The sequence below is a fragment of the Nocardia sp. NPDC059764 genome (genome assembly GCF_042732555.1).
In the GTDB taxonomy this organism is placed as follows: domain Bacteria; phylum Actinomycetota; class Actinomycetes; order Mycobacteriales; family Mycobacteriaceae; genus Nocardia.
In genome coordinates this window covers 44,993-64,355 of the sequence record NZ_JBHWHH010000013.1, presented here as the reverse complement: position 1 = coordinate 64,355, position 19,363 = coordinate 44,993, and the positions used below count along the sequence as shown (strand labels likewise).

Genomic DNA, 19,363 nt, shown 5'->3' with positions numbered 1-19,363 from the left:
GGCGTTCGGCCGCGGCGGTCGGGTTGACGTCGCGGACCGCGAGCCCCGCCTCGCGGGCCCGCTCGATGAGGGTGGCGGCTTCCTCGACCCAGCTCTCGGTCGTGGTGCGCAGCTGTTCGCGCAGATCCGCGGAGAAGACCGCGCTGGCCCGCAGTTCACCCCAGGCGATGCTGTTATTGCGCACCTCGGGAACGTCCTGGATCTCCAGCAGCAGCATATGTTCCAGCGCGGCACGGGGATTGGCGATCGCGAACGCCGAGTCGGTGTAACGCTGCGCCTGCTCGTTGATGAATCCCAGCGCGGCGTCGAGCACGCCCGACCTATCCTTGAAGTGGTAGTAGATCAGCGCCGTGGAGACTCCGGCTTCGGCGGCGAGCTTCTCGACACGCAGCCCGCGCACGCCGTCCTGGGCGATGACGCGAATGGTTGCTTCCAGGATCTGAGTCTGACGGTCGGACACGGAACCTCACTTTACGGACGTGCCGGATGATCGGACGTATACGGGTCCCGAGGTGTGGGTCGAGTGTTCAGGTTCGCGGGTTCCTGCTGGGTGGTGCAGTGGATGCCGCCGCCGCCCGCGGCGATGCCGTCGATCGGGATCTGCGCGACGTAGCGGTCCGGGAACAGGCGGCGCAGGGTGGCGTGTGCCGCCGAATCCGCTCGGGGGTCACCGAATTCGGGCGCGATGACCGCGCCGTTGCAGACGTAGAAGTTGATGTAGCCCGCCGCGAAGTCCTCGCCGTCGAACTGCGGACGGACCTGCGACGGCCCCTCGATTCGTCCTCGACGTCCTTCTTCTTCCAGCCCGGGTTCCGATTGTTGTTGAGCACACAGCTTTCGGTGATGATGGCGGTGCCCTGACCGTCGACCTCGATCCCGCCGCCCTCGAGCACCAATTCGGCCGGCAGGGACTCCACCCCCGCCGTGCGGGTGACGAAGTCGGCCACCGTGCGATCCTGCCGGGCCTTCTGCTTCCCGCCCCAGCCGTTGAAGTTGAAATCGACCGCGGCCATGCCGTTCTCGCCGTGCACGAAGACCGGTCCGGTGTCGCGCATCCAGATGTCGTCGAGCGGCGCGGGGATCAGGTCGACACGGGGGTCGGTGTGCAGGCGGCGGGCCGGATCGAGGTCCTCGGGGCGGACCACCACCGAGACGGGTTCGAATCGCGCGATCGTCAGCGCGATCCGCGCCAGATCGTGCTGGACCTGCGGCAGCAGACGTCTCCCCCACACCGCCTCGTTCGCGCCGAAAGCCATCCAGGTCCGTCGGTGCGGATCGCCTTCCTCCGGCATCGACCAGCGGCGGCCGTCGTCCTCGAAGTCGCGCGAATCTCCCAGCAGGCGGCTCAGCGCACCGCTCGCGAATCGGCCTATACCCATGCTTTCTCTCCCGTGATTTCCCAAAGCCCCGCACACCGACTCTAATCCTGACTGAAAATTCAGCCAACACGGCGCGCGGGGCGGCCTCAGTGGGCGAAGCGGGCGTAGAAGTCGGTGTGCCCGTCGGTGATGTCCTGCCCCGCGATGCCGGGCAGCCAGATGATCTTCTTCAGCCCGAGCAGTTCGTCCAATTCGGCCTCGACATCGGCCAACAGCATCCGCGGGTCAGGACGCCGCGGCACGGCGGTAGGTGGCGTGTCCGGCCAGCCAGGTCTCCACCACCTGGATGTCCGGGATCGACGGTGGGGCAACCGATCTCGGGTCGGTGTCCAGCCACACCAGATCCGCGGCGGAACCGGGGGCCAGAGTCCCCCACGGGGCGTCGCGGAGATCGGCGAAGGCCTGGTGGGCGACGCCGGCGGTGTAGGCGTCCAGGGCGGTGGCGATGTCGAGGAGCTCGGTGGGGATCCAGCCGCCGCTCGGTTCGCCCTCGGCGGTGCGGCGGGGTCACCGCCGTCGCGATGCCGTCGAGCGGAACCGCCGACGACACCGGCCAATCGGAGCCGAACGCCAGGCGGGCGCCGCCTTCGACCAGGCTCCGGAAGGGGTATTGGCGTGCGGAGCGCCGCGCGCCGAGCCGGGGCATGGTCAGATCCACCATGACGCGGTCGAGTTGCGCCCACAGCGGCTGCACATTCGCCACCACGCCGAGTTCGGCGAAGCGGGGAATGTCGTCGGGGCTGATCAGTTGCGCGTGGGCGATCACCGGTCGCCGGTCGCGCGGACCGTTGCGGTCGGCGCAGGCCGCGACCGCGTCGAGTGCGGACCGGACCGCGGCATCGCCGATGGCGTGGATGTGCAGCTGGAACCCGGCGGCGTCGACGGCCGCGGCGGCGTCGGCCAGCGCCGTGGGCTCCCAGGTGCGCATACCGTGCGAATGGCGGTGGGTGCAATAGGGTTCGAGCAGCGCCGCGGTCTCGTTCTCGATGATGCCGTCGGCGAAGAACTTGACCGAATTCGCGGTCAGCAGTGGGTGATCGAGGGTCCGGACCCGGTCGCGAGAGGCGAGCAGGATGGGCAGGTCCTCGGCGAACCGACGAGGGTCGGCGAGCAGCGCCAGGTTCACACGGGTCGACAGCGCACCGGTCCGAGCGGCCTCCAGGTAGACGGCGACGTCGGACGCCTCCACCCAGGCGTCTTGCACCCAGGTGACGCCGTGCCCCGCGTATCGCGCGGTCGCGCGCCGCAGGGCGTCGACCCGCGCGGTGGTCTCGCCCGCGGGTGCGGTGGCCAGGAGCAGGTCCACCGCCCCGGCCTCGCGCAGCGTGCCGAGCGGGCTCCCGTCGGGTCGCCTCGGGATCTCGCCGAGCACCGGCTCGGGTGTGTCGGCGGTGATGCCGGCCAGTTCGAGCGCCGCCGAATTGCACCAGACCGTGTGATAGTCCCAGGCCCGCAACATGACCGGGCGGTCCGGGACCGCGGCGTCGAGCCAGGCGGCGTCGAAGAGCCCGTCGGGGGCGAGACTGCTGTCGTAGCCCGCGCCGATGATCCAGCCGGGACCGGGATGCCGCCCGGCCCATAGACGCAGCACCTCGGCGATGCCGGAAACGCTTGTGCAGGTTCGCACCTGGGGTCCGACGTCCTCGAGTCCGCCGAAGACGGGATGCGCGTGCCCCTCGCCGAACGCGGGCATCAGGAAGCCTCCGCGCAGATCGACGGTCCGCAGATCACCGGCCGGCACGGTTCGGGACCACCGCAGGGCGTCCGCGCCGACCGCTGCGACGCGGCCGTCCGCGATTCCGAGCGCCTCGCATTCGGACATTCCCGGCGACCAGATCGACCCACCGATGATCAATGCGTAGCACTTCCGGGGGCCGTCGGCACGCAAATGACGCTCCTTGCTCTTGCACAGCATTCGCAATGTGAGTCACGTGAACTGAAGTCATTATGCGGGGAATTCAGGAATACGCAACCTGCCTTGTCGGCGAAATTTGGCAACAGGTCCATGCCACAACGTACATTGGCATCAAGCGGCCGATTTGCCTGCGGGACCCGCGTATCCATCCGCAGATTCTTCGCCCACTACCTGCGAATACATCGCAATTCTCGACCGAACTCCAGCCCGAGGCGACACCCACGCAGTCGACCCTCTGTGAGGCATCGGTCACACTCCTGATCGCCACTCGGATCTCGATAGAAACACTGCCCAGCCCTTATTGCCTAGCACTATCAATCAAAGAGTGATTTCTGATTAGTTCTATCAATTTGGGCTCGCTAGTTTCGAAAAGGAGATCCCACCACCTTTCGAAATGAGGCCAATTCATGTCGCTGATCAACAAGCGGATCAAGTCCTTCTCGGCGGAGGCGTTCAAGGACGGCTCCTTCGTGACCGTGTCGGACGCGGACATCCAGGGCAAGTGGGCGGTCTTCTTCTTCTACCCGGCCGACTTCACCTTCGTGTGCCCGACCGAGCTCGGCGACCTCGCCGACCACTACGACGAGCTGCAGCGCCTGGGCGTCGAGGTCTTCTCCGTCTCCACCGACACCCACTTCACGCACAAGGCGTGGCACGCGTCCTCCGACACCATCGGCAAGGTCAAGTACGCCATGATCGGTGACCCCGCGCTGCGGATCAGCGCCGACTTCGGGGTGCTTCGCGAGGACGAGGGCCTGGCCGACCGCGGCACCTTCCTGGTCGACCCGGACGGCGTCGTCCAGTTCACCGAGGTCACCGCGGAGGGCATCGGCCGCAACGCATCCGAGCTGCTGCGCAAGGTCAAGGCCGCTCAGTATGTTCGCTCGCACCCGGGCGAGGTCTGCCCGGCCAAGTGGGAAGAGGGCGAGGAGACCCTGGCCCCGTCCCTGGAGCTCGTCGGCAAGATCTGATCCGCCGACGCCTGCCCGCACCCGTTCCCGACCCATCGGAGGAGACCCGCATGCTCGACGCCTCGCTCGCCCACCAACTGAAGACACTGCTGGAGAAGGTGACTCGGCCGATCGAGCTGGTGTCCACCCTCGATGACCGCCCCAAATCCGCGGAACTCGCCGAACTCCTCGACGAGATCGCCGGTCTGTCGGATCTGGTGACCCACGCGCGCACCGGCGACGACCCGCGCCGGCCGTCGTTCGTTATCCGGCGTGTGGGCACCGGCATCGAGGTCGGGTTCGCCGGAATCCCACTCGGACACGAGTTCTCGTCCTTGGTCCTCGCGCTGCTGCAGGTCGGCGGCCACCCCTCGAAGGAGGCCCCGGAGCTGCTCGCGCAGGTACGTGATCTCGAGGGCGAGTTCCGCTTCGAGACCTACTTCTCCCTGTCCTGCCAGAACTGTCCCGATGTCGTGCAGGCGCTGAACCTGATGTGCGTGCTGAACCCGAACATCACGCACACCGCGATCGACGGGGCACTGTTCCCGGACGAGGTCGACAATCGCCAGGTGCTGGCGGTGCCGAGCGTGTTCCTCAACGGTGAACCGTTCGGGTCGGGCCGGATGAGCCTCGAGCAGATCGTCGGCCGCCTCGATGTCGGGGCCGCGGCGCGCACCGCCGCCGCGATCTCCGAGAAGGACCCCTTCGACGTGCTCGTCGTGGGCGGCGGACCGGCCGGGGCCACCGCGGCGATCTACGCGGCGCGGAAGGGAATTCGGACCGGAGTCGTGGCGGAACGCTTCGGCGGTCAGGTGCTCGACACGGTCGGCATCGAGAATTTCGCCTCGGTGCCCTACACCGAAGGCCCGAAGCTCGCCGCCGCGCTGGACGACCACGTTCGCCGGTACGACGTCGACATCATGAACGCGCAGCACGCCACGGCGCTGACCCCCGCGGTCACGGACCAGGGCCTGCTCGAGGTGGAACTCGGGAGCGGTGCGCGGCTGCTGGCGCGCAGCGTGATCCTCTCCACCGGGGCGCGGTGGCGCGCGATGAACGTTCCCGGCGAGACCGAATACCGGAACAAGGGCGTCACCTACTGCCCGCACTGTGACGGCCCCCTGTTCAAGGGCAAGCGCGTCGCGGTGATCGGCGGCGGCAACTCCGGCGTCGAGGCCGCCATCGATCTCGCCGGGATCGTCGCGCACGTCACGCTGGTCGAATTCGACGCCGAGCTGCGGGCCGACGAGGTCCTGCAGCGCAAGCTCCGCAGCCTCTCCAACGTCGACATCCTGCTCAGCGCGCAGTCGACCGAGGTGGTCGGCGACGGCGTCAAGGTCACCGGGCTGACCTACGCCGATCGCACCACCGAAGCGTGGCATTCGATCGACGTGGACGGCGTCTTCGTCCAGATCGGACTGCTACCCAATACCGAATGGCTCTCCGGCACTGTCGATCTCACCCCGCGCGGCGAGATCGTCATCGACGATCACGGCCACACGTCCGTTCCCGGCGTGTACGCGGCCGGCGACTGCACCACGGCCCCGTTCAAGCAGATCATCGTCGCCGCCGGCGCCGGAGCGACGGCCGCGCTCGGCGCGTTCGACCACCTGATCCGCACCAGCCCGGCCCTCGCAACCGGTGCGCGATAGCTCGAACCGAGGTGTTCCCACGATCAGGGGAGCAGCGGGAGAGAGGGCGGGAAGGTCACCGGGACCGCGACCGGGGCTCGATGGAAAGTGCTGGTGCGCCACGGCAGTTCGGCCAGCGGGATCGCGAGTTTGATGTCGGGGAGGGCGTCGAGGAGTTGGTCGAGGGCCTCGCGGGCGATGATCGAGGCTATCGGCTGGGCCGGACAGGTGTGGGCGCCCGAGCCCCAGGCGAGGTGGGAGCGGTTGCCGGTGTGATCGCCGGAGACCGCGGGGTCGTTGTTGCAGGCCGTAATGCTGATCAGGACCGGCTGGTTCGCTGGGAGCCAGGAGCTGCCCACCAGCTGCGGCTGCTGCGGGTAGCGGGGGCATGCGTTGGCGAGCGGGGGGTCGGCGAACAGGACCTTGTCGATGGCGTCACGCAGTTGGAGGGAGCCGGCCAGCAGGTCGTCGTGGAAGGAGGTGTCGTCGGCCATCAGGACCAGAGCGCTGACGATGAGATTCCAGGTTGGTTCCGCGCCCATGGCGTAGAGCTCGGCCAGTTGTTCGACGATCTCGGCGTCGTCGAAGCCGGCGGCATGGCCGATCAGCGTCGAGGTGACGTCGCGGTCCGGGGAGCGGCGTCTGGTGGCTACCGACTCGGCCAGGACGGCGCGGAATCGGCGCTCGGCGGTGTCGGCGGCGGTCGTGTCGGTGGCCTCGATCAGATCCATCAGTGCGGCACCGGCTTCCGAGCCGAGCACGGGCGGCAGGCCCATCAGATCGTTGAGGACGCGCAGGGTGAGGGGGCGGGCGTAGTCGGCGAGCAGGTCGGCCTGCCCGACGCCGCAGAAGCTGTTGATCAGCGGCACGGCAGCGGACTCGACCGTGCCGCGCAGCCGGTACTGGTCGATGTCGGCCATGGCGGCCAGGTAGGCCGAGCGGTGGGTCGATCGGCCTCGGTCCACGGATTCTACGGGTCCCCACTCCATGATGGGCATGACCGGGCAACCTTCCGGAATGGTCGACTCCCAGTTCCCGGGATCGGCTGGAAAGCGCTCGGGGTCACCGAGAATCCGTAGGGCTTCGCGGTAGCCGAGGACCAGGGTGGCGGGGATTCCGGCGGCCAGTTCGATGGGCGCCACGGGGCCGTAGCGGCGGCGCAGGTCCTCGTAGGCGCGGTGCGGGTCGGCGGCGAATTCCGGCGAGTGCAGCCTCACTCGTGCGGCCCGACGCAGCGGTTGGGCAAAAGGAACGCGAACATCTTCAACGTGCAACTCCCATGAGCGGGTGAAACATGATCGGTGAGAAGTGCTCAGAACAAACGAAACACCGTCAGCGATTGCTGTAGGGATGCGATCGGTCTTGTGCCGCATCGATATCCCGGAGCGCACGCGGATCCGGCCGTCCGGCCCGCGACGATGCTAGGGACGTAACGGAGAGACCGTGATACGCCTGTCTATCCGGCGACACGTTAAACATGCTCCGCTGTAACAGGTTTCGTTCACTCGTCGGATGCTACCCGCCGCTGTGATCGCGCGCATCCCGGGGGCAGGCGAGGACAGTCGCCCCGCCTGCCTGGAGTTGCTCAGGGTATGTCGGTGATTAGCTGGGAATCTGGTTGGCCAAGTCGTTTCGCCGGAAGTCCGAGAACTGTTGGGAGTCGGTGCAGAAGCCGCAGTTGGGCCCGAAGAATTCGGTGCGGGCGTTCGCGTCGTCCATCAGCCAGTAGCGGAGCCAGGCGGTGGAGGGGCCGCGCATGTCGCCGCCCGTGATGCCGGTGCCGAAGTGGGTGGCGCCGCGGAGTTCGGCGTATTCGGCGGGGACCTGGTCGGCATTGTCGTACATGGCCTTCACCAGGGCCGGCCATACGATGGCGTCGAATTGTCCGGCGAGGAACAGCACCGGCTTGTGCAGCTGGCTGACGTCGTTGAGCGGTCCGGGCTGGATCGCCGTGACCACGTCGACCCGGGGGTCGACGGCGGCGTTGATCGCACCCGATCCGCCCTGGGAGTGGCCCGCGGAGCCGATCCGGTCGAGGTTGACCTTGCCGTAGAAGACGCTGGACGGGTCGGCGTCGAGCTTCTCGATGAGATCGATGCCGCTGCGCATGGTGATGGCGAAGTTGCTCACGGGCGTATTGGCGGCCACCACGATGAAGCCGTGGCTGGCGTAGTGCCGCAACAGCAGGGTGTACGCCCCGGGCAGCACGCCGGTGCCGTTGCCCCAGATGATCACCGGGTGCTTCTCCCCGTGCGCGCCCATGGTCTGCGGGTAGTAGAGCGTGTGCACGACGCCGATGCCGACCTCCGGCGAATAGGGCCCCGCCGCAGCCCAATTCCGGCCGACGCTCGGGATGCCCTCCGCGTGGGCGGGGACCGCGACGGCGGTGAGAGTCAGCGCGGTGACCGCGGCGGTGAGGACCGCCGCCAGTGCGGTGCGGAGGTTGGAAGTGCGAATGCGCATGCGCGAAACACCTTCCCTTTCGATTGATGACTCGGCCATTTGCCTGGCGGGAAAGCTATTGCGCGTGCCTGAGGCGTGCGGCCGGAATCCTCGCCCCGGCGCAATTCTTGTGCCCGAGCACATTACGGCGACCGCGAGATTGTCTCGCCTGCCCACAGCGGTTATCGGCGGGCCGCCTCCACCGCCAATGCGAGCTCGATCATGGCGCGCGGTTCGGCGATGGACCGGCCGGTGAGTTCCTCGATCCGCCGCAACCGGTTCAGCACGGTATTGCGGTGGCAGTACAACGCCGCGCCCGCGCCCGCCGCCGAGCCGCCCGCGTCGAGCCACGCGGTCACGGTGGCGAGCAGGACGTCGCGTTCGGCCGCGGGCAGCCGGAGCAGCGGGCCGAGCACCACGGTCCGGAGTCGCTCGGCGAGTTCGGACTGCGCGGCGACCAGTGCGGCGGGCAGGCGCTGATCCAGCACCACCACCTGAGCGTCGGGTGCGCCGGTCTGCAACGCGATCTCGGCCAGCCAACGGGCCCTGGCCAATTCGGCCAGCGAGCCCACGACGGGACTGATCCCGGCCGCGACTCCCTGCTCGCGCAGCAGCCGCGCCGGCTCGGTCAAGGGGTCGCCGCCGAGCGCGATCAGCCCGACCTCGTGGTCGGCCCGGATCCGCCACAGGATGTGGAAGCCGTCGGTCGCCGGGCGCCCCCGGTCCCGGGGCAGACTCGCGCCGCCGACCGACCGCACCGCGGCCACCGCGTACCGGGCCCGCTCGGGCAGGCCGAGGACCGCCGACGCCTGCGCGACGAGACCCGCTCCCCCGCCCGCGGGAAAGACCGCTCCCGGACCGCCGAGCAGAACGTCGAGCACCGCGTTCCGCCGCTCGCCGTCCCGCGCCAGGCGCTCCGATTCCATCGCCTGGTAGGCGTCGGTGACCGCGCCGATGAGGAGGTCGACGATGTCCCACAGATCGCCCACGCACGGCAGCAGATCGGGCAGCGAGGCCGGATCCCGTTCCGCCACCGTCTCGATCATCGCCTCCCACAGCAGCCGGCACCCGCGCCGGTACGCGTCCTGCAGCGAGGACAGCGGCAGCCCTTGCGTGGCCCGGGTCCGCCCGGTCCAGGTCGCGTCGGACAGATCGACCGGCCGGTCCTCGGACCGGTCCAGCATCGAGGCCACCGTCTGCCGCAGGTTGCGCAGGATGGTGTCCCGCAGCTCCACGGGCGCGATCAGCGCCGCGTACGCGGCGTCCTCGGCGAGGATCCGCTCGGACAGTCCACCGGCGATGCCGGGCAACCGATCCGAGAGCGGCTCGGCCACGGCGGTCAGGATGTGCGATGTCTTGCCACGGTCCAGCACCCGGCCGCCGCCCTTCTCCACGAACGATCCCGACGCCGCGCACCGGTGCGGGACCAGCATGGTAAACCCGCGCCCAAACCGCCTACCAGTACACGATCGCTCACCACGATCGAGCAGACGCACCGGTCTCGACCGAGGACGTTGGTGCGGCGGATCATCGCCACACCCAATGACGAGACCGAGGCGTGGGCGCGGAAGCTGGTGCGCGCGACCGCCGACCGCGAGCACCCGGCCGTCGGACAGGGGCACTCGTCTGCTGATCCCGTCGACGACACCTGGTGCGGCGGAATGCGATTCGGTCTCCAGCGGACCAACACGATTCAAACCGATCCGGATCCACCGATCGGCGGATCGGAAGCGTACGCTCCGCAGCGTCTTTCAAGAGGCGGCTGCGCTCGTCGTCGCAGTCCGGCGCGTGGCGTCCATGGCGATCTCGGCCGCCCATGCCCGCACGGCGTCCCAGTCCCGGAGGTCGCCGTAGCGGCGACCGCCCAGCAGGAAGTAGCGCAGCTGGGCACGTAGCGGGATCTTGGCCCGCTCGTAGCGACCGGCGAACGCCCGGTACCCGCGCGCCGCAAGCGCATCCCGCATGGTCGCGATGTCTTTCGGCACCCGACGCGCCAAGCGGCGGCCGATCGGGCCGGACAAGGCCGGGGCCATGCCGACACTGAACAGCCACACATCCGGGCTCGCAAGCTGGTCGAGCCGCTGGTAGGCGAAGACGACGAAGGACTTCATCAGCGCGTCGTGATGCACGGGGCTGCCCAGCACCACCGTGTCGAACCCGGCCAGGTCGGGCACCTGGTGGCCGATCGGCACCACCTCCACCGCCACCTGCGGGGACTCCAAGGCATTGCCGATGAATTCGGCGATCTCCCCGGTCGTCCCCTGCCCTGTCGCATACACCACGGCAATGCGCCGAATCTTCGAACCCATGCGCGCCAGCCTGCGCAGCCGACGGCATCGCGCGGCAGAGGCATCGTGCTCCGGCCGACGGGAACAAGGTCATCGAATATCACCGCGCTGCCTCGACATTCGGGTCAACCTTGGCTCGAAGGTCCCGACAGCGGACGGGACCAAGGTCACCGACCCTCTACCGAAGGTCATCGACCGAGCTTCGGAGGGTTCTCCAACTACTACAACGGTTAGTAGCGTGCGCCTGTCCAGGTCTATCGATCGCCTTCACGAATGACGCCGAGAACCCCCGGAGATCCCCGGTGAGGAGAATATTGGTGACCGCAGTCTCACCGAAACCCGAACTACCCGTGGCAATTTCACGCCCCTACCCCGCCCGGCGCGGGCCCAAGGGGTCGTTCGTCTACAAGATGGTCACCACCACCGACCCCAAAGTGCTCGGCACCATGTATCTGGTGACCTCGATGGCGTTCTTCATAATCGCGGGTCTGATGGCGCTGATCATGCGCGCCGAGCTGGCGCGTCCGGGCATGCAGTTCCTCTCGCCCGAACAGTTCAACCAGTTGTTCACCATGCACGGCACCATCATGTTGCTGTTCTACGCCACCGCGATCATCTTCGGCTTCGCGAACATTCTGCTGCCCTTGCAGATCGGCGCACCCGATGTCGCGTTCCCGCGGCTGAATGCGTTGAGCTACTGGCTCTACCTGTTCGGCGCGACGATGGCGACGGCCGGGTTCATCACTCCCGGCGGCGCGGCCGACTTCGGCTGGACCGCCTACACCCCGCTGTCCGACATCATCCACTCCCCCGGGGTCGGCGCCGACCTGTGGATTCTCGGTGTGGGCGTCTCGGGTCTGGGAACCATCCTGGGCGCGGTCAACATGCTCACCACCGTGGTGTGCCTGCGCTGCCCGGGCATGACGATGTTCCGGCTGCCCATCTTCACCTGGAACGTCGTCGTCGCCAGTTTCCTCATCCTGCTGGTGTTCCCGCTGCTGACCGCCGCCGCGCTGGCATTGGCCTACGACCGCCACCTCGGCGGGCACATCTACGACCCGGGCAGTGGCGGCACCATGCTGTTCCAGCACCTCTTCTGGTATTTCGGCCATCCCGAGGTGTACGTGATCGCACTGCCGTTCTTCGGCATCGTGTCCGAGATCTTCCCCGTCTTCAGCCGCAAACCGATCTTCGGCTACACCGGCATGGTGTTCGCGACGCTGGGCATCGCGGCCCTGTCGATCGCGGTGTGGGCGCATCACATGTATGCCACGGGAGCCGTTCTGCTGCCGTATTTCTCGTTCATGACCTTCCTCATCGCCGTCCCGACCGGGGTGAAGTTCTTCAACTGGATCGGCACCCTGTGGAACGGCAGGCTCACCTTCGAATCGCCCATGCTGTTCTCGTTGGGCTTCCTGGTCACGTTCCTGTTCGGCGGGCTCACCGGCGTGGTGCTCGCCTCCCCGCCGCTCGACTTCCACATCAGCGACACCTATTTCGTGGTCGCCCACTTCCACTACACCCTGTTCGGCACCGTCGTATTCGCCACCTTCGCCGGCATCTACTTCTGGTTCCCCAAGATCACCGGCCGACTGCTCGACGAACGTCTGGCCACGTGGCACTTCTGGACCACCTTCCTCGGCTTCCATCTCACGTTCCTGGCCCAGCACTGGCTCGGCAACATGGGCATGCCCCGCCGCTACGCCGACTATCTGCCCTCCGACGGCTTCACCCTGCTCAATCAGGTCTCCACCGCCGGTGCGTTCCTGCTGGGCGCGTCGATGCTGCCGTTCCTGTGGAACATCTTCAAGTCCTACCGCTACGGCGAGGTCGTGACCGTCGACGACCCGTGGGGCTACGGCAACTCCCTGGAGTGGGCCACCACCTGCCCACCGCCCCGGCACAACTTCCACGAGCTGCCCCGAATCCGCTCCGAACGCCCCGCCTTCGAACTGCACTACCCGCACATGGTCGACCGCATGCGCGCCGAAGCCCACATCGGCTGGGGCTCCAAATCCCACACCGTCACCGAAAACCAAACGACGGAAGCGAAATGACAGGCCCCCAACAGTTCTCAACCTTTCGAATACCGCGCCTGCCGTATGGAGCGCTCGTCTTGCTGACGGGATTGGCGGTGATCGGCGGAATGATCCTCCTCTCGCATTTCGCCGGTTTCGACACGGTCACCGGGTCGCGCCCGCACACTGCGAACCCTGCCACCGTCGGCTGCTCGCACGCGAACTGCGCCGCCGAGCAGCATCGATAACCGGTTTCGGCCCTGGATGTGCGGACACTGCCCCCAGCGGTCCGCACTCCGGCGCGACAGGCAGCGTTCGCGCCGGGCCTGTGGGACTGCGCTTCCATTCCACCCGCGCAGTCCCACAGGCGCTTTCGGACATCACCGGCCTCGATCGCATGGGGGTTGTGGTGCGGATCTCGAGGAAGTCGAAGGGACCTTCCTCGGCGTGCCGATCCGCATTCGCGCGGAGATCTTCGGCAACCTGTATCTGGCGGACAAGCGCCACGGACACGAATTCTGACCAGCGGCGTATCTCATTTCCGAAAGTCGTTGCCGCGCTTCGCTTCATCGCCCAGGGACACCCTTTTCAGTAGGCCGTCGATCACCCGCATACAGGCGAATTCAGCTGCGCGACAGCGCAATATCTCGGCCGATCGCGATATTGCGCCGCCGTGGCGACTGCACTCAGACCCGAGCGACCTCGCGGGCGAGCGCACGATCACGCCGTGTTCCATGGCCTCCACTGCCTGGTCGGGAGCCAGATCCAGGGCCGCGCCGCACATGGTGCGATAGAAGATCATGTGCAGGTTCTCATCCAGGGCGACCCGCTGCAGCATACGGTCGGCGATCGGGTCGTCGGTCCCCGAGATACAGACTTCCCCTATTGCGTCTTTTCGTAATCGGTAGACTTCTCAGCCCGGCGAACGGGTGCGACGACACTGCTTGCTAAACTCTGCAATCAACCAGGCGGCCGCGAGAGTTCGAGCCGCACCTCAGCAGCGACAAGGGACGCATGCCAGGAATGCAACGGCCGCTCTACCAGATGAAGGCCGACTTCTTCAAAACCCTCGGCCACCCCGTGCGCATCCGTGTCCTCGAACTACTCAGCGAACGTGACCACGCCGTCTCCGAAATGCTCGCCGAGATCGGTATCGAAGCCGCCAACCTCTCCCAGCAACTGTCCATCCTGCGGCGCGCGGGGCTGGTCGCCGCGCGCCGCGAAGGGCTCTCGGTGACCTATGAACTCACCTCGCCGGAGGTCGCCGAAATGCTCGCGGCCGCGCGGGCCATTCTGACTGGCGTGGTCAGCGGCCAGGCCGAAGCCCTGGTACCGCCCGCGTAGCCACAGACTCACCACGCGTGCGCAGGGTGTGTGCGTCGTCACTGCTTGCGTATTTTCTAAACTAATAACCTAGTAGATTTATAAAGGAGATTCTCGCCGTGACCGATCAGTCCACCGCCGTCAGCGGGACCACGCAGGCACCGACCGACCATGAGGGCATCCTCGCGTGGGTGGCCGAGGTCGCCGAACTCACCGCGCCCGAGCGCATCGTCTTCTGCGACGGATCCCGCGCCGAGTGGGAACGGCTCACCGGCATTCTCGTGGGCAAGGGGACGTTCGTTCCGCTCGAGCAGAAACCGAATTCCTTCTGGTGCGTGTCGGACCCCGACGATGTGGCGCGGGTGGAGGATCGGACATTCATCTGCTCGAAGAACAAGGCCGACGCCGGGCCGACGAACAACTGGGTGGATCCGGTCGATATGCGCACAGTCATGACCGAGCACTATCGGGGTGCGATGGTCGGTCGGACCATGTACGTGATCGCGTTCTGCATGGGACCTTTGGATGCCGAGGACCCGAAATTCGGTGTCCAGGTAACCGATTCGGAATATGTGGCGGTCTCGATGCAGATTATGACTCGGTCGGGCGCGCCGGTGTGGGAGAAGCTCACCGACGGAACCGAATTCGTCAGGTGCCTGCACTCGGTAGGTATGCCGCTGAGCGATGGTCACGACGACGTCCCGTGGCCCTGCGACAAGACCAAGTACATCTCCCACTTCCCCGAGCACCGCGAGATCTGGTCGTACGGGTCCGGGTACGGCGGTAACGCGCTGCTGGGCAAGAAGTGCTATGCGCTGCGCATCGCCTCGGTGATCGGCCGCGACGAGGGATGGCTGGCCGAGCACATGCTCATCCTGAAACTCACCTCGCCCCAGGGCAAGACGCACTACATCGCCGCCGCGTTCCCGTCCTCGTGCGGCAAGACCAACCTCGCCATGCTCGAACCCACCCTGCCCGGCTGGAAGGCCGAGACCGTCGGCGACGACATCGCCTGGATGCGGTTCGGTGCGGACGGGCGGCTCTACGCGATGAACCCGGAGGCCGGGTTCTTCGGTGTCGCACCGGGCACCGGTGCCAAGACCAACCCGAACGCCATCGCCACCATCGAACGCGGCAATTCGCTCTTCACCAACACCGCCCGCACCGACGACGGCGACGTGTGGTGGGAGGGTCTGACCGACGAAGCTCCCGCACACCTGATCGATTGGCACGGCAAGGACTGGACACCGGCATCGGAAACCCCAGCCGCGCACCCGAACTCCCGATACTGCACGCCGATCGCGCAGTGTCCGTCTGTCGCACCGGAATGGGATGACCCTGCCGGGGTTCCGATCTCGGCGATCTTCTTCGGCGGCCGGCGTGCCACCACGATCCCGCTGGTCGCCGAGTCCTTCGACTGGGCGCACGGGGTGTTCACCGCCTCGGTGCTGTCCTCGGAGACCACGGCCGCCGCGGCGGGCAAGGTCGGCGTCGTGCGCCGCGACCCCATGGCCATGCTGCCGTTCCTGGGCTACCACGTCGGTGACTACTTCGCACATTGGCTGTCGCTGGCCGAGCGCGAGGGCGCGCGGCTGCCGAAGATCTTCCAGGTCAACTGGTTCCGGCGCAGCGCCGACGGCAAGTTCCTGTGGCCGGGCTTCGGCGACAACGTCCGCGTGCTCGAGTGGGCGCTCGAACGTCTCGACGGCGCCGCACCCGCACAGCGGACGCCGATCGGTTACGTGCCGACGCCGGACGCGCTGGATCTGCGTGGGTTGTCCGAGGCCGAGCGCGCTCTCGCAGCCGCGGCACTCGAGGTGAACCTCGACGAGTGGGCGACCGAAATCGGTTCCATTGACGACTGGTACGCCACCATCGGCGGCAACCGGCTGCCCGAACAGCTGCGCGAGCAGCTCGCCGCGCTGAAAATCCGCGTCGCCCAGGCACGTTCGACCGATACCGGGGTCGAGGCCAACTGATCGTGCGAGCTCTCCTACCCAGCTGGTCGGACTGGAGACCGGCACTCCGCTCCCCGGGCGCGGATCTGCTGTCCGGCTTGATCGTCGCGCTGGTCGCCCTGCCGCTCGCGCTCGGTTTCGGCATCAGTTCCGGACTCGGCGCGGCGGCGGGCCTCGCGACCGCCGTCATCGCGGGCGCGATCGCCGCGGTGTTCGGCGGCTCCCGATTCCAGGTCACCGGACCCACCGGGGCCATGACCGTGGTCCTGGTGCCGATCTTCCACCAGCATGGCGCGAGCGGGGTGCTGGCCGTAGGGCTGCTGGCCGGCATCGTGCTGGTGGGCCTCTCGGTGGCCGGTGTCGGGCGCGCAGTGCGCTACATGCCCGCCCCGGTGATCGAAGGCTTCACCGCGGGCATCGCGGTCGTGATTGCGCTGCAACAGTTTCCGTCCGCATTGGGCATCGCCCACGCACACGGGGAGAAGGTGTGGCAGTCCGCGGCCGATGCGGTGAGCCAGTTCTTCGCGCAGCCGCACTTCCTGGCGTTGGGGATCGCGCTGGTGGTCGCCGCGATCGTGCTGATCGGCGGGCGGTTGATGCCGAAGCTGCCGTTCGCTGTGCTCGCCGTGGCCGCCGCGACCGTCGCGGCGCGGGTGTTCGATCTGGACGTGGCACCGATCGGGACGATTCCGTCCGGATTGCAGGCTCCCGCACTCGGATTCCTGCATCCTGATCAATTGGGCTCGCTGCTCGCACCCGCGCTGGCGGTGGCGGCGCTCGCGGCGCTGGAGTCATTGCTGTCGGCCACAGCCGCCGACGCCATGGCCGTGGGCACTCGCCACAATCCCGACCGCGAACTGTTCGGGCAGGGCCTGGCCAATATCGTCGCACCCCTGTTCGGCGGGGTGCCCGCCACCGGCGCGATCGCCCGCACCGCGGTGAACGTGCGCTCGGGCGCACGCACCCGGCTCGCCGCGCTCATCCACGCGGCGATCCTGGCCGCCATCATCTATCTCGCCGCCCCGCTGGTCGCCTACATTCCGCTCGCCGCGCTGGCGGGGGTACTGCTGGCGACCACCGCTCGTATGGTCGAGACGGCATCGTTGGCCGCGATCGCGCGGGCATCGAAGGGCGATGCGGCGATCATGGTGGTGACCTTCCTCGTCACCGTGGCCCTCGACCTGGTCAGCGCGGTCGCCGTCGGTGTCGGCATCGCGGTCCTGCTGGCGCTTCGCGCGGTGGCGAAAGAGGCTCGGCTGCACCAGATCCCGCTCACCCCACCGGTCGACGACACCGATCACCTGACCGAGGAACACGATCTACTGCATGATCACATCGTGGCCTACCGCCTCGACGGGCCGTTGTTCTTCGCCGCCGCCCACCGATTCCTGCTCGAACTCGCCGAAGTGTCGGACGTCCACGTGGTGATCCTGCGCATGTCCCACATCACCGCCCTCGACACCACCGGTGCACTGGTGCTCAAGGACGCCATCGGCAAACTCGAGCACCGCCACATCGTCGTGCTGATGTCGGGACTGCGCGAGGACCACCGCCGGCGGCTGGCCGCCATCGGGGCCCTGCCCACCGGCGGCGCCGACCACCTGTTCGACCACACCCCCGACGCCATCGCCTGCGCCCGATACTTGGCGCCCACCCTCGCCGGAAGCACACCATGACCGAACCGGCCACACCCACTCTCACGCTGGATCATTCGAGGATTGGCGACCAACAGCAATGAGAAGGAGAGCGGCGACGTGCGTGTGACCCGAATCAGCCAGTTGCGAGGACCGATTCTGCTCTGCGCGGACTGCGATCTCCTGTGCCGCATTTCCGCGCTGGCGACGGCCAGCACCGTCTGCCCCCGCTGTGGAGCGGACAGCCTGAAGCACATCGGAACAGGAGAGCTGTTCGCAGCAGCCGCTCGGCAAGCATCCTGGGAACGCTCACCACGAGACGACGGTTCGACCGGTCGCCCGTGCGGGGCTGGTGTCGTTGGTGCGGGCGACCTCGTAACCGAGGAGATGTTCGGCTTCTTCGATGCCGCCCTGCAGGTCCCCGACGGCGTTGATTTTCGACAAGTCCAGACCGATGGTCACCAGGGTGAGCGCGATCTCGGGCGACACACCGGTGAGAATGACACCGGCGCCCATGAGCCCGGACGTGTCGACAGTTTGAACCAGATGGTTGGCGACCGACGAGTCGATGATCGGTACGCCGGTGATATCGATGACCACGAACTTGGCGCGGTTGGCACGAATCGCGCGCAGTAGCTGCTGGGTGAGCTGGTGGGCCCGTTGTCCGTCGAGCACGCCGATGATCGGCAGGATCAGCAACTGCTCACGGACCTTGAGCACCGGGGTGGATAGTTCCCGAATGGCTTCCTGCTGCTGGCGGATGACCCGCTCGCGCTCCTGCACGAAGGACACGCCCACAGTCCTGGCGATGCGGTTGGCGGCTGGTTCGTAGGTGTCGAGCACACGATTGAGCAGGTCGAAGTCGGACTGGTACTTCTCGAACAGGCTGCGTGCCAGCACATCCCGCAGCAACAGCACGATCCCGAGCACCTCATCGGTCTCCACGCCGCGCGGGATGATGCGCTCGGACAGACGGTGCGCATAACTCTGCAGCGCCTCGACCGCGCCGGTTTCGAGGACCGCGACGTAGTTGTCGTACACCGAGGTGGCCTCGGAGAAGATCTCCTCCGATGTCATCGCCGTCAACAGTCGGGCATCGGTGATGCGGTGTGCCCACTCCCTGCGCAGCACGGTCCGGTTCCGTCTCAAATGCTCAACCAACTGCGGCAGCAACGACTCCTCCTGCAACGGTGCAGCGACATCGGTCACCTTGGATGACGTCGTCGACATTCAGCATCCCCCGGGAATCCCAGCAGTGGCCCAGCAATCGTATCCCGCTCAGCCACCCGACTTCATCTCATATGCATTTGCTAAACTTAGCAAATAGTAAGGAGGTAAGAATGCGTTCGACGCCGATCAGCGCGCTGCTCCGCGGGCAGATCCTGCGTTGCCGCGACTGCGGCCTGCTGTGCCGGACTTCTGCACTGCGCCATGGAGACGACTCGTGCCCGCGATGTTCCGCAGACACGCTGATGAGCGTGAGTACCGGTAGGCCGTACAACGACTCGGAGCGATCTGCCTGATCGACAGCATGCTGATCTCAGCACAACGGGGCGAACGGCGGAACCACACTGCCCTCGACTGGAACCGCCACGACCACCCGGACAGTCCGGCGTTCTATTTCTACCCGCCACTTTTCGTGCAGCCGGAAGCATCTTCACCACGATGTCGCTCCGAGGTCGTGAAGGCGGTCAAAGAGTTTCTCTCCTTTGCCGCGGGATGGAGAGGGCAATCGCCTGGGCAGCCGCGGTCGAAGCATCGACCCGTCCTCCATCGCGTCCCACCGTGAGCACACCGTCCGATCGCCCCGACCGCGACCGGATGG

General features: G+C 67.1%; 13 protein-coding genes and 4 pseudogenes. 6 read left to right on the top strand and 11 right to left on the bottom strand.

The genetic code is table 11. The annotated features are described in order from the left end of the window. The 5 genes and pseudogenes from ACFV4K_RS04905 to ACFV4K_RS04885 form a co-directional block, all read right to left on the bottom strand. Window positions 1-460: TetR/AcrR family transcriptional regulator (locus ACFV4K_RS04905; protein ID WP_379272152.1), on the bottom strand; the 460-nt coding region annotated here is incomplete at its 3' end. Between the two features lie 77 nt (window positions 461-537). Continuing rightward, a pseudogene (locus ACFV4K_RS04900) lies at window positions 538-1,365 on the bottom strand (agmatine/peptidylarginine deiminase); the annotation flags it as partial. A gap of 106 nt (window positions 1,366-1,471) precedes the next feature. Continuing rightward, window positions 1,472-1,585 (bottom strand): annotated as a pseudogene (locus ACFV4K_RS04895) (agmatine deiminase family protein); the annotation flags it as partial. Between the two features lie 19 nt (window positions 1,586-1,604). Next, window positions 1,605-1,826: an amidohydrolase family protein gene (locus tag ACFV4K_RS04890; protein ID WP_379272155.1), complete on the bottom strand. Its 222-nt coding sequence runs from the start codon at window positions 1,824-1,826 to the stop codon at window positions 1,605-1,607. A 127-nt stretch (window positions 1,827-1,953) separates the two neighbouring features. Next, window positions 1,954-3,072 (bottom strand): annotated as a pseudogene (locus ACFV4K_RS04885) (amidohydrolase); the annotation flags it as partial. A gap of 629 nt (window positions 3,073-3,701) precedes the next feature. Here ACFV4K_RS04885 and ahpC point away from each other — a divergent pair. Together ahpC and ahpF are read left to right on the top strand one after the other, a co-directional pair. Further along, window positions 3,702-4,265: an alkyl hydroperoxide reductase subunit C gene (ahpC, locus tag ACFV4K_RS04880; protein ID WP_379272150.1), complete on the top strand. Its 564-nt coding sequence runs from the start codon at window positions 3,702-3,704 to the stop codon at window positions 4,263-4,265. Between the two features lie 50 nt (window positions 4,266-4,315). Next, window positions 4,316-5,896, top strand: a complete 1,581-nt coding sequence (ahpF, locus tag ACFV4K_RS04875) for an alkyl hydroperoxide reductase subunit F (protein WP_379272149.1) — start codon at window positions 4,316-4,318, stop codon at window positions 5,894-5,896. A 23-nt stretch (window positions 5,897-5,919) separates the two neighbouring features. Here ahpF and ACFV4K_RS04870 read toward each other — a convergent pair whose 3' ends face one another. The 4 genes from ACFV4K_RS04870 to ACFV4K_RS04855 form a co-directional block, all read right to left on the bottom strand. Continuing rightward, window positions 5,920-7,092 (bottom strand): cytochrome P450, encoded by a 1,173-nt coding sequence (locus ACFV4K_RS04870; RefSeq protein ID WP_379272147.1) that lies wholly within the window; start codon window positions 7,090-7,092, stop codon window positions 5,920-5,922. A 385-nt stretch (window positions 7,093-7,477) separates the two neighbouring features. After that, the gene (locus ACFV4K_RS04865; RefSeq protein WP_379272145.1) at window positions 7,478-8,338 is read right to left on the bottom strand and encodes an alpha/beta hydrolase family protein; all 861 of its coding nucleotides are present in this window, start codon (window positions 8,336-8,338) and stop codon (window positions 7,478-7,480) included. Between the two features lie 161 nt (window positions 8,339-8,499). Continuing rightward, window positions 8,500-9,750, bottom strand: a complete 1,251-nt coding sequence (locus tag ACFV4K_RS04860) for a PucR family transcriptional regulator (protein ID WP_379272143.1) — start codon at window positions 9,748-9,750, stop codon at window positions 8,500-8,502. Window positions 9,751-10,068: 318 nt separating this feature from the next. Then, window positions 10,069-10,626 (bottom strand): flavodoxin domain-containing protein, encoded by a 558-nt coding sequence (locus tag ACFV4K_RS04855; protein ID WP_379272141.1) that lies wholly within the window; start codon window positions 10,624-10,626, stop codon window positions 10,069-10,071. Window positions 10,627-10,922: 296 nt separating this feature from the next. On the opposite strand from ACFV4K_RS04855, the gene ctaD reads away from it, so the two are divergent. Continuing rightward, the gene (gene ctaD, locus ACFV4K_RS04850; protein WP_379272140.1) at window positions 10,923-12,662 is read left to right on the top strand and encodes a cytochrome c oxidase subunit I; all 1,740 of its coding nucleotides are present in this window, start codon (window positions 10,923-10,925) and stop codon (window positions 12,660-12,662) included. Between the two features lie 694 nt (window positions 12,663-13,356). On the opposite strand, the pseudogene ACFV4K_RS04845 reads toward ctaD, so the two are convergent. Then, a pseudogene (locus ACFV4K_RS04845) lies at window positions 13,357-13,482 on the bottom strand (acyl-ACP desaturase); the annotation flags it as partial. Window positions 13,483-13,637: 155 nt separating this feature from the next. Here ACFV4K_RS04845 and ACFV4K_RS04840 point away from each other — a divergent pair. The 3 genes from ACFV4K_RS04840 to ACFV4K_RS04830 all read left to right on the top strand — a co-directional run bounded on the left by ACFV4K_RS04840 (window position 13,638) and on the right by ACFV4K_RS04830 (window position 17,580). Beyond that, complete coding sequence (locus ACFV4K_RS04840) at window positions 13,638-13,967, top strand: ArsR/SmtB family transcription factor (protein WP_379272138.1); 330 nt, start codon at window positions 13,638-13,640, stop codon at window positions 13,965-13,967. A 98-nt stretch (window positions 13,968-14,065) separates the two neighbouring features. Continuing rightward, complete coding sequence (locus ACFV4K_RS04835) at window positions 14,066-15,925, top strand: phosphoenolpyruvate carboxykinase (GTP) (protein WP_379272136.1); 1,860 nt, start codon at window positions 14,066-14,068, stop codon at window positions 15,923-15,925. 2 nt (window positions 15,926-15,927) lie between these two features. After that, window positions 15,928-17,580, top strand: coding sequence for a SulP family inorganic anion transporter (locus tag ACFV4K_RS04830; RefSeq protein ID WP_379272135.1), 1,653 nt, complete (start codon window positions 15,928-15,930; stop codon window positions 17,578-17,580). Between the two features lie 267 nt (window positions 17,581-17,847). On the opposite strand, the gene ACFV4K_RS04825 is transcribed toward ACFV4K_RS04830, so the two are convergent. Then, window positions 17,848-18,768, bottom strand: a complete 921-nt coding sequence (locus ACFV4K_RS04825; protein ID WP_379272133.1) for an STAS domain-containing protein — start codon at window positions 18,766-18,768, stop codon at window positions 17,848-17,850. Window positions 18,769-19,363: the final 595 nt, after the last annotated feature.